Annotated in this window: 12 protein-coding genes; 10 read left to right on the top strand and 2 right to left on the bottom strand. The window is 67.7% G+C overall.

Going from position 1 to position 14769, the window contains the following annotated elements; all coding sequences use genetic code 11:
• On the bottom strand, positions 1-1173 hold a 1173-nt coding region (locus WAN02_RS27770), incomplete at its 3' end, for an AMP-binding protein (RefSeq protein ID WP_422268451.1).
• A gap of 101 nt (positions 1174-1274) precedes the next feature.
• Between WAN02_RS27770 and pheS the strand changes: the two genes are divergently transcribed.
• Genes pheS through argH form a run of 10 tightly spaced genes read left to right on the top strand, consistent with a single transcriptional unit; the run spans position 1275 to position 13323 of the window.
• Positions 1275-2417 (top strand): phenylalanine--tRNA ligase subunit alpha, encoded by a 1143-nt coding sequence (pheS, locus tag WAN02_RS27765; protein ID WP_422268449.1) that lies wholly within the window; start codon positions 1275-1277, stop codon positions 2415-2417.
• The gene (gene pheT / locus WAN02_RS27760; protein WP_422268447.1) at positions 2417-4903 is read left to right on the top strand and encodes a phenylalanine--tRNA ligase subunit beta; all 2487 of its coding nucleotides are present in this window, start codon (positions 2417-2419) and stop codon (positions 4901-4903) included. The genes pheS and pheT overlap by 1 nt, the downstream gene beginning before the upstream one ends.
• A gap of 57 nt (positions 4904-4960) precedes the next feature.
• A complete protein-coding gene (argC, locus tag WAN02_RS27755; RefSeq protein WP_422268445.1) occupies positions 4961-6004 on the top strand; it encodes an N-acetyl-gamma-glutamyl-phosphate reductase in 1044 nt (347 codons plus the stop codon).
• Positions 6001-7212 (top strand): bifunctional glutamate N-acetyltransferase/amino-acid acetyltransferase ArgJ, encoded by a 1212-nt coding sequence (gene argJ, locus WAN02_RS27750; RefSeq protein WP_422268443.1) that lies wholly within the window; start codon positions 6001-6003, stop codon positions 7210-7212. The genes argC and argJ overlap by 4 nt, the downstream gene beginning before the upstream one ends.
• Positions 7209-8078: an acetylglutamate kinase gene (gene argB, locus WAN02_RS27745; RefSeq protein ID WP_422268441.1), complete on the top strand. Its 870-nt coding sequence runs from the start codon at positions 7209-7211 to the stop codon at positions 8076-8078. Before argJ ends, argB begins: the two co-directional genes overlap by 4 nt.
• Positions 8075-9265, top strand: a complete 1191-nt coding sequence (locus WAN02_RS27740; protein WP_422268439.1) for an acetylornithine transaminase — start codon at positions 8075-8077, stop codon at positions 9263-9265. The genes argB and WAN02_RS27740 overlap by 4 nt, the downstream gene beginning before the upstream one ends.
• The gene (gene argF, locus WAN02_RS27735) at positions 9262-10188 is read left to right on the top strand and encodes an ornithine carbamoyltransferase (protein WP_422268437.1); all 927 of its coding nucleotides are present in this window, start codon (positions 9262-9264) and stop codon (positions 10186-10188) included. The genes WAN02_RS27740 and argF overlap by 4 nt, the downstream gene beginning before the upstream one ends.
• A complete protein-coding gene (locus WAN02_RS27730) occupies positions 10185-10679 on the top strand; it encodes an arginine repressor (RefSeq protein ID WP_422268435.1) in 495 nt (164 codons plus the stop codon). Before argF ends, WAN02_RS27730 begins: the two co-directional genes overlap by 4 nt.
• A 26-nt stretch (positions 10680-10705) precedes the next feature.
• Positions 10706-11914 (top strand): argininosuccinate synthase, encoded by a 1209-nt coding sequence (locus WAN02_RS27725; protein ID WP_422268433.1) that lies wholly within the window; start codon positions 10706-10708, stop codon positions 11912-11914.
• Positions 11911-13323, top strand: a complete 1413-nt coding sequence (argH, locus tag WAN02_RS27720; protein WP_422268431.1) for an argininosuccinate lyase — start codon at positions 11911-11913, stop codon at positions 13321-13323. The genes WAN02_RS27725 and argH overlap by 4 nt, the downstream gene beginning before the upstream one ends.
• Here argH and WAN02_RS27715 read toward each other — a convergent pair.
• Positions 13320-14769: putative bifunctional diguanylate cyclase/phosphodiesterase (locus WAN02_RS27715; protein ID WP_422268429.1), on the bottom strand; the 1450-nt coding region annotated here is incomplete at its 5' end. The genes argH and WAN02_RS27715 overlap by 4 nt on opposite strands.

Here is a 14769-nt window from a genome sequence, read left to right as displayed (position 1 = left end):
GATCAGGCCCTCGCGTTCCAGCCGCACCAGATCACCGCTGCGGTAGGCGCGCCGCCAGCCCAGCGTCGGCATCGGCGCGTACTTCTCGGCGTCTTTGGCCTCGTCGAGGTAGCGGGCCAGGCCTACGCCACCGATCACCAGCTCGCCCACGTCACCGTCACCCACCGGCTGGGCGTCGCCGTCGACGACGGCCAGGTCCCAGCCCGCCAGCGGCAGGCCGATGCGTACCGGGCCGACCCCGTCGAGCCTCGCCGCGCACGCGACCACGGTGGCCTCGGTGGGGCCGTAGGTGTTCCACACCTCACGGCCTTCCACGGCGAGGCGGGTGGCCAGCTCCGGGGGACAGGCCTCACCGCCGAAAATCAACAGCCGCACCGCCTCGAGCGCCTCGGCGGGCCAGAGTGCGGCCAGCGTCGGCACGGTCGACACCACCGTGACGTCGCGGCTGACCAGCCACGGACCGAGGTCCATGCCGCTGCGGACCAGCGATCGCGGGGCTGGGACCAGGCAGGCGCCGTGCCGCCAGGCCAGCCACATCTCCTCGCACGATGCGTCGAACGCCACCGACAACCCTGCCAAGACTCGATCGCCCGGCCCAATCGGGTTGTCCTGCAGGAACATCTGCGCCTCGGCGTCGACGAACGCGGCCGCGCTGCGGTGCGTGACGGCAACGCCTTTGGGCGTGCCGGTCGATCCGGAGGTGAAGATGATCCACGCGTCATCGCGCGGCAGTGGCGCACCGGCCCGCCAGCCGCGCGAGGAGCCCGGGCCGCGCGACATGCCGGCTTCGCTCACGATCGCGACCACGTTGGCCTCGCCGAACACCAACTCGGCGCGTTCGTCGGGATCGTCGGCGTCAACCGGGACGTAGGCCGCGCCGACGGCCAGGGTGGCCAGGATCGCTTCGTAGAGCGCAAAACTGCCCGACGGCATCCGGATGCCGATCCGGTCACCGCGACCGATCCCGCGGGCCGCCAGCCAGGCGACGCTGGCTTCGATGTCGCTGATCAGCTCGCTGTAGGTGAGCTGAACCGTGCCGTCGTCGATCGCGGCGGCTTCCGGGTAGCACGCGGCGGTGTCGTAGAGGATGTCGATCAGCGTGCGCGGGTCCGCGGCCCGCGGCGACAGCAGGTACTGCGCCGGGACCAGTTCGGGAGCTTGAGGCGTCGCCACCCCACGAAAATACTCAAGGGTCGGCCGTTCGACGTCCGCCGCGCGCACGGCGTGTGTGAAATCAGGCTGACGGCTTCCGATCGCCGCCGAGGTGACCACCTATGATCGGCTCCTGTGCGTCACGCCGTGTCGCCAGCCCGGCAGATATTGCCTGGCAAGGCTTGTCCACCGAAAAGGAGAGTGTGGCCGCGTTGGGTGCCCAGCCCCCGTCAACGGAAGCCCTGTCGCCGGAGGCGTTGACCGCCGCGGTCGACGCAGCCCGGCAGGCCTTCACGGTCGCGGCTGATCTCGACGCGCTGGCGCGCGCCAAGACCGAGCACCTCGGCGATCGCTCGCCGGTGGCGTTGGCGCGACAGGCGCTGGGCAGCGTTCCCAAGGCCGAGCGGGCAGATGCCGGCAAGCGGGTGAACACGTCGCGCGGCGATGTCCAGCGCGGCTACGACGAACGACTCGCGGCGCTCCGCGCCGAGCGTGATGCCGCGGTGTTGATCGCCGAACGAATCGACGTGACACTGCCCTCAACGCGGCAGCCGACCGGCGCGCGCCATCCGATCACGATCTTGGCCGAGCACATCGCCGACACGTTCATCGCGATGGGATGGGAACTTGCCGAGGGGCCCGAAGTCGAAACCGAGCAATTCAACTTCGACGCGCTGAATTTCCCTGCCGACCATCCGGCCCGCAGTGAACAGGACACGTTCTACATCGCGCCAGACGGTTCGCGTCAGCTGCTGCGTACCCACACTTCGCCGGTGCAGGTGCGCGCGTTGCTCGAACGCACGCTGCCGGTCTACGTGATCTCGATCGGTCGCACATTCCGCACGGACGAGCTCGACTCCACCCACACCCCGGTCTTCCACCAGATCGAGGGGCTGGCAGTGGACCGGGGCCTGTCGATGGCCCACCTGCGCGGAACCCTGGACGCGTTCGCCCGTGCCGAGTTCGGGCCGCAAGCGCGCACCAGGATTCGCCCGCACTTCTTCCCCTTCACCGAGCCGTCAGCCGAGGTCGACGTCTGGTTCGAGAACAAGAAGGGCGGCGCCGGCTGGGTGGAGTGGGGCGGCTGCGGGATGGTGAACCCGAACGTGTTGCGCGCCGTTGGCATTGACCCGCAAGATTATTCGGGCTTCGCGTTCGGCATGGGCCTGGAACGCACGCTCCAGTTCCGTAACGGCATTCCGGATATGCGCGACATGGTCGAAGGCGACGTCCGATTCTCGTTGCCCTTCGGGGTGGGGGCCTGATGCGCGTCCCCTATAGCTGGCTGCGGGAGGTCGTCAGCGCCGGCGCTCCCGGCTGGGACGTAAAACCCGACGACCTCGAGCAGGCGCTGATACGCATCGGCCACGAGGTCGAAGAGATCATCACGCTCGGCCCAGTCGAGGGTCCGCTGACGGTGGGACGTGTCGCGTCGATCGAAGAGCTCACCGAGTTCAAGAAGCCGATCCGCGCCTGCACGGTCGACGTCGGCGAAGACAAGCCACGCGAGATCGTCTGCGGGGCAACCAACTTCACGGTCGGCGATCTGGTGGTGGTGGCGCTGCCCGGCACCACGCTGCCCGGCGGATTCCACATCGCCGCACGTAAGACCTACGGCCACACCTCCGACGGGATGATCTGCTCGGCGGCCGAACTCGGGTTGGCCGCTGACCATTCCGGCATCCTGGTGCTGCCGCCGGGAACCGCCGAGCCCGGTACGAGCGGCGCCCAGGTACTCGGACTCGACGACGTCATCTTCGATCTGGCCATCACCCCGGACCGGGGCTACTGCATGTCGGTGCGCGGGCTGGCCCGCGAGATCGCCTGCGCTTACGACCTCGACTTTCACGATCCCGCTGATGTGCCTGCGCTGCCCTGTGAGGGTGAGGCCTGGCCGCTGACCGTGCAGCCCGAGACCGGTGTGCGCCGATTTGCGCTGCGCCCGGTCACCGGTATCGACCCAACTACCTTGTCGCCGTGGTGGTTACAGCGCCGGCTGCTACTGAGCGGAATCAGGGCGATCTCACCGGCCGTCGACGCGACGAACTACGTGATGCTCGAACTCGGTCACCCGATGCACGCGCACGACCTCAACCGGATCACCGGCGGACTCACGGTGCGGTTCGCCGCGGACGGCGAGACGGTCGAGACGCTCGATGACGTCGAACGCCGGCTCAACCCGGCCGACGTGCTGATCGTCGACGATGTCGCGACGGCGGCGATCGGCGGCGTGATGGGATCGGGCAGCACCGAGATGCGCGACGGCTCCACCGATGTGCTGCTGGAGGCTGCCGTGTGGGATCCGGCCGCGGTATCGCGGACCGCGCGACGGCTGCGTCTGCCCAGCGAAGCCGCCCGGCGCTACGAGCGGGAGGTCGACCCGGCCATTTCCGTTGCCGCGTTGAATCGCTGCGCGGCATTGCTCGCCGAGATCACCGGCGGTGAGGTCTCGGCGAAGCTCACCGACTGGCGGGGCGATCCGCCCCGGGAGAACTGGTCACTCCCACCGATCCGGCTCGCCGCTGACCTGCCGGACCGCGTCGCCGGCGTGAGCTATGCCCAGGGCACGACAGCCCGGCGGTTGACCCAGATCGGCGCCGCGGTCGGCAATGCCGGCGACAGCCTGACCGTCACGCCGCCGAGTTGGCGGCCCGACCTGTTGCAGCCGGCCGACTTGGTCGAGGAGGTGCTGCGGCTGGAGGGTCTGGACGTCATTCCCTCGGTGCTGCCCTCGGCCCCGGCGGGCCGTGGACTTTCGGCGACGCAACGACGCCGCCGCGCGATCGGCAAGTCGCTGGCGCTGTCCGGCTACGTCGAGATCCTTCCGACGCCGTTCCTGCCCGCCGGTGTCTTCGACGCCTGGGGACTGCCCGCCGACGACGCACGGCGAACGACCACGCAGGTACTCAACCCGCTGGAAGCCGATCGGCCGCATCTGGCCACGACCTTGCTGCCGGGACTGCTCGAAGCGCTGGCGCGCAACGTCTCTCGCGGCATCGTCGATGTTGCGCTGTTCGCCGTCGCGCAGGTCGTGCAGCCGACCGAGCAGACCAAAGCCGTCGAGCTGATCCCGGTGACCCGGCGCCCCACCGACGACGAGATCGCCGGTCTGGACACCTCGCTTCCACGACAGCCCCAGCACGTCGCCGCGGTATTGACCGGGCTGCGCGAGCTGCGCGGACCGTGGGGCGCAGGTCGGCGATCCGAGGCGGCCGATGCTTTCGAGGCAGTACGAATCGTTGCCCGCGCCAGTGGAATTGGCGTGACACTGCGGGCCGCTCAGCATTTGCCGTGGCATCCGGGCCGCTGCGCAGAAGTACTCGTCGGCGAAACCGTGGTCGGCCACGCCGGGCAGCTGCACCCAGCGGTGATCGAGCGTTCCGGCCTGCCCAAGGGCACCTGCGCGGTCGAGCTCGATCTCGACGCCATCCCGATCGTCGATGCGTTCCCGGCACCGCGCGTTTCCCCGTTTCCCGCGGTATTCCAAGACGTCAGCCTCGTCGTGGACGCCGACGTCCCCGCGCAGGCGGTGGAGGACGCCGTTCGCGACGGCGCGGGCGAGCTGTTGGAGGATGTCCGGCTGTTCGACGTGTTCACCGGCCCGCAGGTCGGCGACGACCGCAAGTCGTTGACCTTCGCGCTGCGGTTCCGCGCGGCCGATCGCACCCTCACCGAAGACGAGGCCAGCGCGGCTCGCGATGCGGCGGTCCAGCGCGCAGCCGAGCAGGTCGGCGCGGTACTGCGCGGCTGAATCGGCCGTCGAGAATGAGTTTGCATCAGTGTGCATAGTCATGCAACGATGGGCATCATGAGCCAGGGCATACGGGTCGCGATCGCCGGTGCCAGCGGCTATGCGGGCGGCGAGATCCTGCGACTGCTGCTGGGGCATCCGGCCTACCACGACGGACGGCTGACGATCGGCGCGCTGACCGCCGCCGCCAGCGCAGGCACCCCACTGGCCGAGCACCATCCACACCTGGTGCCGTTGGCGCAGCGGGTGCTGGAGCCCACCGAGCTTGACGTGCTGGATGGCCACGACGTTGTTTTTCTGGCTCTTCCGCACGGGCACTCGGCGGCGTTGGCCCAACAACTCGACCCGCAAACCTTGGTGGTGGATTGCGGCGCGGATTTCCGGCTCAGCGACTCCGGCGCGTGGGAGCGCTTTTACGGCTCCCCACACGCGGGCAGTTGGCCGTACGGATTGCCCGAACTACCCGGTAATCGGGAGGCGTTGCGCGATGCCCGGCGCGTCGCCGTACCGGGCTGCTATCCGACCGCTGCGGTGTTGGCGCTGTTTCCCGCCGTGGCCGCCGATCTCATCGACCCCGCCGTCACCGTCGTCGCGGTCAGCGGCACCTCGGGCGCGGGTCGCGCAGCAAAAACCGATCTGCTCGGGTCGGAGGTCATCGGTTCGGCGCGGGCCTACAACATCGCCGGCGCGCACCGGCACACCCCCGAAATCGTTCAGGGACTCAGCCAGGTAACCGGTCGCGACGTCACGGTGTCTTTCACGCCGGTGCTCATCCCGACCTCACGCGGAATTCTGTCCACCTGCACCGCGCGGACCACGTCACCGCTGTCGCAGCTGCGGGCTGCCTACGAAAAGGCTTATCATGACGAGCTTTTCGTGCATCTGTTGCCCGAAGGACAATTGCCGCGTACCGGTGCGGTGATCGGCAGCAATGCCGCCCATATCGCGGTCGCCGTCGATGAGGACGCGGCCACCTTCGTCGCGATCGCGGCGATCGACAACCTGGTCAAGGGCACCGCCGGCGCCGCCGTGCAATCGATGAACCTGGCCCTGGGTTGGCCGGAGGCCGAAGGTCTTTCGGTGGTCGGGGTGGCACCGTGACTCGCGCAGACCTCGCTCCGCTGGTACGCGCGCAAGGCGTGACCGCTCCGGCGGGTTTTCGTGCCGCCGGCATCGCGGCCGGGATCAAGGCATCGGGTGCACCCGATCTCGCGCTGGTTTTCAACGAAGGACCCGATCACGCGGCCGCCGGGGTCTTCACCCGCAACAAGGTCAAAGCGGCGCCGGTGTTGTGGACCCGCCAGGTGCTGGCCGACGGGCAGTTGCGCGCGGTGGTTCTGAATTCCGGTGGTGCCAATGCCTGTACCGGGCCCGGCGGATTCCAGGACACCCATGCCACCGCCGAGGGCCTGGCCGCCGCGTTGTCGGAGTGGGGCACCGAGACTGGGGCGATCGACGTGGCAGTGTGTTCCACCGGCTTGATCGGTGACCGACTGCCGATGGACAAGGTTATGGCCGGCGTCGTGAATCTGGTGCACGAGATGGCCGGCGGCATCTCTGGCGGCGAAGATGCCGCCCGGGCCATCATGACCACCGATACGGTGCCCAAACAAGTTGCGCTGCACCATCCGGGGAACTGGACGGTCGGCGGCATGGCCAAGGGCGCCGGGATGCTGGCGCCGTCGCTGGCAACCATGCTGTGCGTGCTCACCACCGATGCCGTCGCCGATGCCTCCGCGCTCGAGCATGCGCTGCGTCGTGCCACCGCGCTGACGTTCGACCGGCTCGACATCGACGGCGCCTGCTCGACCAACGACACCGTGCTGCTATTGGCATCCGGCGCCAGCGAAATCGCGCCCAGCCACGGCGACCTCGACGATGCCGTGCTGCGGGTCTGCGACGATCTGTGCGCCCAGTTGCAAGCCGACGCCGAGGGGGTGACCAAGCGCATCACCATCAGCGTGACCGGCGCGGCCAGCGAAGACGACGCCGTCACCGCGGCCCGGGTGATTGCGCGCGACAGCCTGGTGAAGACCGCGCTGTTCGGCTCCGACCCGAACTGGGGCAGGGTGCTCGCCGCCGTCGGCATGGCGCCGGTAGAGCTCAACCCCGACCGGATCACCGTGTCGTTCAACGGCTCAGCGGTCTGCGTCGACGGGATCGGCGCGCCAGGGGCACGCGAGGTGGACCTGTCGCCCACCGACATCGAGGTCGCCGTCGACCTGGGGGTTGGCGCCGCGCACGCCGCGATCCGGACCACCGACCTCTCGCACGCTTACGTCGAAGAGAACTCGGCGTACAGCTCATGATCTCGACCGAGGTCAAAGCGCAGGTGCTGGCCGAGGCGTTGCCCTGGCTGACCCAGTTGCACGGCAAGATCGTGGTGGTGAAATATGGCGGCAACGCCATGACCAACGACACGCTGCGACGTGAGTTCGCCGCCGACATGGCTTTCCTGCGTAACTGCGGCATCCATCCCGTCGTGGTGCACGGCGGGGGCCCGCAGATCAGCGCCATGCTCAAGCGACTCGGCATCGCCGGCGACTTCAAGGGCGGCTTCCGGGTTACCACACCGGAAGTGCTCGATGTGGCGCGGATGGTGTTGTTCGGTCAGGTCGGTCGTGAGCTGGTCAACCTGATCAACGTGCACGGCCCCTACGCGGTCGGCGTCACCGGCGAAGACGCGAATCTGTTCACCGCGGTCCGGCGCAGCGTCAGCGTCGACGGCGTCGACACCGATATCGGCCTGGTGGGCAACATCGCGCAGGTCAACCCTGCGGTGGTGCTGGATTTGATTGCCGCCAACCGGATTCCGGTGGTCTCGACGCTCGCGCCCGACGTCGACGGCGTGGTGCACAACATCAACGCCGACACCGCGGCGGGCGCGTTGGCCGAGGCGCTGGGCGCCGAGAAGCTGCTGATGCTCACCGACGTCGAAGGCCTCTATACCAGTTGGCCGGATCGGGATTCGTTGGCCAGCGAAATCGATACGACCGCTTTGGCGCACCTGCTACCGACGCTGGAGACCGGCATGATTCCCAAGGTCGAAGCCTGCCTGCACGCGGTGAAGGGCGGCGTACCCAGCGCACACGTCATCGACGGCCGCGTCGAGCATTGTGTGCTGGTCGAGCTGCTCACCGACGAAGGGTCCGGCACAAAGGTGGTGAGCGCATGACGAACACCGAAGACGTTCAGCAGCGGTGGTCCGCGGTGATGATGAACAACTACGGTGTCCCGCCGGTGGCTTTGGCCAGTGGCAACGGCGCCGTGGTCACCGACGTGGACGGCAAATCCTACCTGGACCTGCTCGGCGGCATCGCCGTCAACGTGCTGGGGCATGGGCACCCCGCTGTGCTCGACGCCGTCACGCGACAGATGTCGGCGCTGGGGCACACCTCCAACTTGTATGCCGCCGAACCCGGCATCGCGCTGGCCGAGGCGCTGGTTGGCCTCCTCGGCACCGATGCAGAGGCGCGGGTGTTGTTCTGCAACTCCGGCACCGAGGCCAACGAGGCAGCTTTCAAACTCTCCCGTCTCACCGGACGGACCAAATTGGTTGCCGCGCAAGGTGGTTTCCATGGCCGAACGATGGGCGCACTGGCGCTGACCGGGCAGCCGTCCAAACAGGCACCGTTCGCACCGCTGCCCGGCGACGTGGGCCACGTGCCGTACGGCGACGTCGACGCCCTGGCGGCTGCGGTCGGTGACGATACCGCCGCGGTGTTCCTGGAACCGATCATGGGGGAGAGCGGCATCGTCGTACCTCCCGACGGCTACCTGGCGGCCGCCCGTGACATCACCACCCGCCACGGTGCGTTACTGGTTCTGGATGAAGTCCAAACCGGAATGGGCCGCACCGGAACGTTTTTCGCGCACCAGCACGACGGCATCACCCCTGACGTCGTGACCCTGGCCAAGGGACTGGGCGGGGGCCTGCCGATCGGCGCGTGCCTGGCGATCGGTCCGGCGGCGCAACTACTGACGCCCGGACTGCACGGCAGCACCTTCGGTGGCAATCCGATCTGCGCCGCCGCGGCGCTGGCGGTGCTGCGGGTATTGGCCGGCGAAGATCTGATACGACGGGCCGGGGCGCTTGGAAAGACCTTGCACCAGAACATCGAATCGCTTCATCACCCGTCGATCGACCACGTTCGAGGCCGCGGGTTGTTGTGTGGGATCGCGCTCACTTCTCCCACTGCTAAAGAGGTCGAAGGGGCCGCCCGCGATGCCGGGTTCCTGGTCAACGCCGCCGCGCCTGACGTCGTCCGCCTGGCGCCGGCGCTGATCATCTCCGAGCATCAGCTCGACACGTTCGTCACCGCGTTGCCGGGCATCCTGGACACCGCCGAGGGGGCTGCATGACGCGACACTTTCTACGCGACGACGACCTGACGCCGGCCGAACAGGCAGAGGTGCTGGCGTTGGCCGCCGAATTGAAGAAGGACCCGTTCAGCCGTCGCCCGTTAGAGGGCCCGCGCGGTGTCGCGATGATCTTCGACAAGAACTCCACCCGCACCCGGTTCTCCTTCGAGGTGGGCATTGCTCAGCTCGGCGGCCACCCCGTGGTGGTCGACGGCCGCAGCACCCAGCTAGGCCGCGAGGAGACGCTGCAGGACACCGCTAAAGTGTTGTCCCGCTACGTCGATGCCATCGTCTGGCGGACCTACGGGCAGGCCCGTTTGGCCGCGATGGCCGAAACCGCAACGGTCCCGATCGTCAACGCGCTCTCCGATCAATTCCACCCCTGCCAGGTGCTGGCCGACCTGCAGACCGTCACCGAACGCATTGGATCGCTACGCGGTCTGCGGATGTCGTACTTCGGCGACGGCGCCAACAACATGGCGCACTCGCTGATGCTCGGCGGTGTCACCGCCGGCATGGACGTGACGATCGCCGCTCCCAACGGTTTTGGCCCCGATCCTTCGGTGCTCACGGCCGCCGAGCGACGCGCCGCCGATGCCGGCGCGTCGGTAACGGTCACCGCAGATCCGGCCGCTGCGGCGTCGGGCGCCGACGTGCTGGTGACCGACACCTGGACGTCGATGGGCCAGGAGGACGACGGGCTGGACCGGGTTCGGCCGTTCCGTCCATTCCAGCTCAACGCCGGGCTGCTATCCCTGGCTAACTCGGAAGCTGTTGTGCTGCATTGCCTTCCGGCTCACCGCGGGCACGAGATCACCGACGACGTGATCGACGGGCCGCACAGCGCGGTGTGGGACGAGGCCGAGAATCGGCTGCATGCGCAAAAGGCGCTGCTGGTGTGGCTGTTGGAGCGGTCCGCATGACGCGCTCGAAGACCACGCCCGAAATCACCCGCGTCGGACGGCAAGCCCGCATCGTGGCGATTCTGTCGTCGGCTGAGGTGCGCAGCCAGAGCGAGTTGGCCGCGTTGCTCGCCGCCGACGGTGTTGAGGTAACCCAGGCCACGCTGTCGCGGGACCTCGAAGAACTCGGGGCGGTGAAGTTGCGCGGGGCCGACGGCGGTGTCGGCGTCTACGTCGTGCCAGAGGACGGCAGCCCCCTACGCGGGGTATCCGGTGGCACCGCCCGACTGTCGAGGCTGTTGAGCGAGGTGCTGGTCTCCACCGATGCCAGCGGAAACCTCGCCGTGCTGCGCACCCCGCCCGGCGCGGCCGACTACCTGGCCAGTGCCATCGACCGGGCCGCACTGCCCTACGTGGTCGGCACGATCGCAGGGGATGACACGATCTTCGTGGCGGCCCGCGAGCCGATGACGGGCGCAGAGCTCGCGACCCTGATCAAAGACCTCACATAACCGCACAACTCTAAGGAGATCAATCCATGTCCGAGCGCGTCATCTTGGCGTATTCCGGCGGTTTGGATACCTCGGTGGCGATCAGCTGGATCGGCAAGGAGACCGGCCGCGAGGTTGTCGCGGTCGCCATCGACCTGGGCCAGGGCGGTGAGGACATGGAGGTGGTGCGCCAGCGGGCACTGGACTGTGGTGCCGTCGAAGCCGTGGTCGTCGACGCCCGTGACGAATTCGCCGACGGCTACTGCCTGCCCACCATCTTGTCCAACGCCCTTTACATGGATCGCTACCCGTTGGTGTCCGCGATCAGCCGGCCACTCATCGCCAAGCATCTCGTCGCGGCCGCCCGCGAACATGGCGGTACCATCGTCGCGCACGGGTGCACCGGTAAGGGTAACGACCAGGTCCGCTTCGAAGTCGGATTCGCCTCGCTGGCACCGGATCTGGAGGTGCTCGCACCGGTCCGCGACTACGCGTGGACGCGGGAGAAGGCCATCGCCTTCGCCGAGGAGAACGCCATTCCGATCAACGTCACCAAACGCTCACCGTTCTCCATCGATCAGAACGTCTGGGGCCGCGCCGTGGAAACCGGCTTCCTGGAACACCTCTGGAACGCGCCCACCAAGGACGTTTACGACTACACCGAAGACCCCACCGTCAACTGGAACACCCCTGACGAAGTGATCGTCGGCTTCGAGCGTGGCGTACCTGTCACGATCGACGGCAACTCGGTGTCGGTGCTGCAGGCGATCGAGGAACTCAACCGGCGCGCGGGCGCGCAGGGCGTCGGGCGCCTCGACGTCGTCGAGGACCGGCTGGTGGGCATCAAGAGCCGCGAAATCTACGAGGCGCCAGGCGCGATGGTGCTCATCACCGCCCACACCGAACTCGAGCACGTCACCCTCGAGCGTGAACTGGGCCGATTCAAGCGCCACACCGACCAGCGGTGGGCGGAGCTGGTGTACGACGGGCTGTGGTACTCGCCGCTGAAGACCGCCTTGGAGAGCTTCGTCGCCACGACGCAGGAGCATGTCACCGGGGAGATCCGAATGGTGTTGCACGGCGGACATATCGCCGTTAACGGCCGGCGCAGCGCCGAGTCGCTGTACGACTTCAACCTGGCCACCTACGACGAGGGCGACACGTTCGATCAGTCGATGGCGCGCGGCTTTGTCTACGTGCACGGGCTGTCGTCCAAGCTGGCGGCGCGCCGGGACCTGACTACCGACGAAACGTGAGCACCAACGAGGGATCGCTGTGGGGCGGGCGGTTCGCCGACGGCCCGTCCGATGCGCTGACCGCGCTGAGCAGATCCACCCACTTCGACTGGGTGCTGGCGCCTTACGACGTCACCGCGTCCAAGGCCCACGCTCAGGTCCTGTTCAACGCCGGATTGCTGACCGACGATCAGCGCGACGGGCTGCTGGCCGGTCTGGACAGTTTGGCCGAAGATGTCGCCGACGGGAGTTTCGGACCGCTGGTCACCGACGAGGACGTGCACGCCGCGCTGGAGCGGGGACTAATCGACCGGGTCGGGCCCGACCTGGGTGGTCGGCTGCGGGCCGGCCGCTCGCGAAACGACCAGGTGGCCACGCTATTCCGGATGTGGCTACGCGACGCGCTCCGGCGTGTGGCCGCGGGCGCGCTGGACCTCGTCGCCGCACTGGCCGGCCAGGCCGCGGCTCATCCGAGCGCCATCATGCCGGGTAAGACGCACCTGCAGTCCGCGCAGCCGATCCTGCTGGCCCACCATCTACTCGCGCACGCCCACCCGCTGCTCCGCGACGTCGACCGCATTGTCGACCTCGATGCACGCACCGCATTGTCGCCGTACGGCTCTGGGGCGCTGGCCGGCTCGTCGCTGGGGCTGGACCCGGATGCGATCGCCGAGCAACTCGGTTTCACGGCGGCCGCCGACAACTCCATCGACGCGACGGCGTCCAGGGATTTCGCCGCGGAGGCGGCGTTCGTCTTCGCGATGATCGGTGTCGACATGTCCCGGCTGGCCGAGGACATCATCATCTGGAGCTCAACCGAATTCGGCTACGTCACCTTGCATGACTCGTGGTCGACGGGTAGCTCGATCATGCCGCAGAAGAAGAACCCCGACATCGCCGAGCTGGCTCGCGGCAAGTCCGGTCGGTTGATCGGGAACCTGGCCGGGCTGCTCGCGACGCTCAAGGCTCAGCCGCTGGCCTATAACCGGGACCTTCAGGAGGACAAGGAACCGGTGTTCGACTCGGTGGCGCAGCTGGAGCTGCTGCTGCCGGCGATGGCCGGCCTGGTGAGCAGCCTGACGTTCAACGTCGAGCGGATGGCAGCACTGGCTCCCGCCGGCTTCACGCTCGCCACCGATATCGCCGAATGGCTGGTGCGCCAGGGGGTTCCGTTTCGTGATGCCCATGAGGCCGCCGGCGCGGCCGTCCAGGTGGCCGAGAAGCTCGGCGTCGGACTCGAGGAGTTGACCGACGATCAGCTGGCGGCCATCAGCGCCAATCTGACCCCTCAGGTGCGGGAAGTCCTCACCATCGAGGGTTCGGTGTCTTCACGCGACGGGCGTGGCGGCACCGCACCCACTCAGGTTGCCCGGCAACTCGATTCGGTTTGGGCCTCCGTCGAGCGGCTTCGAGAGCAACTACGCCGCTAGACCTTCTGCGCCGGCACCGAGGGAACCTGCGGAATCTCACCGGCCGGCAGCGGGCCGCAGAAGTAATTGCCTTGCACGACGTCGCAGCCGAACCTCCTGAGCCACTGCACTGTTTCATCGTTCTCGATGCCTTCGGCGACGCTCGCGATGCCAAGCTCCGCGGCCAGTTCGATGACCGACCGTGCGATCGTCGCGGCGCGTTGGTCGTAGGGGATTGGTGCGATGAGATGCCGGTCGAGTTTGACCTCGTCGATGGGCAGCTCGCGCAGATAGGTGAGCGTGGAGTAGCCACTGCCGAAGTCGTCGATCGAGACCCGAATGCCGGCGTCGCGCAGACGATTGAGCACAGCACGACCCTTGGCGAAGTCTGCCACCACCAATTCCTCGGTGATCTCCACCGTGAGCAGGTTGGCGGGCATGCCGTGGGCATCCAGCACGGACATGATGCGGTCGGGCAGGGTGTCCTCGTCGAGCGAACGCGCCCATATGTTGATGGCGACCGGGATCCCGGTGCCCGCCGCGTGCCAGGTCGAAGCGTCCGCCACCGCCCGCGACAACACAAGGTCGGTCACGGCGTCCATCAACCCGTGTTCGCGAACCAGCGGTAAGAACTCGCCAGGCTCCAAAGAGCCCAAAGTGATGTGTTCCCAACGCAATAGCGCCTCTGCGCCGCAGATGGCGCCAGTGGCCAACCCGAATTGCGGTTGATACACCAGCGTGAGCAAGCGATCGTCGATCGCGCGCCGCAGATCCCAGAGCAGTTGCAATCGGGCCATGCCGTCGCGGAACGACTGCCGTGTGCCGAGATGGGCGTCCATCTCCGGGGTGAAAGTCTGCATATCGGTCGCACTCGTTTGCTCGGCACGGGAACGGGCGGCCTCAGCATGGTCTAGGAGATCTCCCGCGGTGACGGAACCGTCGTCGTGCGGTCTCGCGGTTGCCACGCCAATGCTCAGATGCACGTAAACGCGGTTGGCCCCGATGTCGAGCGCGCTGTCGAACGCGCGGGCAAGCCTTGTGCCGACTTGCGCGGCGACCTCGGGGTGGTCTTCCACCAAGATCGCGAATTCATCCCCACCCATGCGCGCGACGGTGTCGTCGACGCGGACGCTGGCTTGGATCCGCGCCCCCACGCTGCGCAACAATTCTTCGCTGGCGGCATACCCCAACGTGTCATTGACGACGTTGAAATCGTCGACTCTGACCCTGAGCAGGCTGACCGGGACAGCCAGACGCACATGCAACTGCATCGCGTGCGCCAGCCGTTCATCGAGCAACCGCCGATTCGCCAAACCGGTCACCGTATCCCGCAACGCGGCGTCGGCGACCGCCTCGAGCAGGCGTTGTTTCCGGTCCAGAACCAGCAACTGCCGTAGCAGCACGGCGACGGCGATGACCATACCGGCCGCGAAGATGAACGCATCACCGCGGTCTGCAGGCCAGAAG

Source organism: Mycobacterium sp. (genome assembly GCF_049281135.1).
GTDB lineage: Bacteria > Actinomycetota > Actinomycetes > Mycobacteriales > Mycobacteriaceae > Mycobacterium.
This window is presented reverse-complemented; position numbering and strand designations above follow the sequence as displayed.

Bases quoted from the DNA above. Each gene is read 5' to 3' on its own strand.
- pheS (WP_422268449.1), top strand. From the start codon at position 1,275: ATGATCGGCTCCTGTGCGTCACGCCGTGTCGCCAGCCCGGCAGATATT.
- pheT (WP_422268447.1), top strand. From the start codon at position 2,417: ATGCGCGTCCCCTATAGCTGGCTGCGGGAGGTCGTCAGCGCCGGCGCT.
- argC (WP_422268445.1), top strand. From the start codon at position 4,961: ATGAGCCAGGGCATACGGGTCGCGATCGCCGGTGCCAGCGGCTATGCG.
- argB (WP_422268441.1), top strand. From the start codon at position 7,209: ATGATCTCGACCGAGGTCAAAGCGCAGGTGCTGGCCGAGGCGTTGCCC.
- WAN02_RS27740 (WP_422268439.1), top strand. From the start codon at position 8,075: ATGACGAACACCGAAGACGTTCAGCAGCGGTGGTCCGCGGTGATGATG.
- argF (WP_422268437.1), top strand. From the start codon at position 9,262: ATGACGCGACACTTTCTACGCGACGACGACCTGACGCCGGCCGAACAG.
- WAN02_RS27730 (WP_422268435.1), top strand. From the start codon at position 10,185: ATGACGCGCTCGAAGACCACGCCCGAAATCACCCGCGTCGGACGGCAA.
- WAN02_RS27725 (WP_422268433.1), top strand. From the start codon at position 10,706: ATGTCCGAGCGCGTCATCTTGGCGTATTCCGGCGGTTTGGATACCTCG.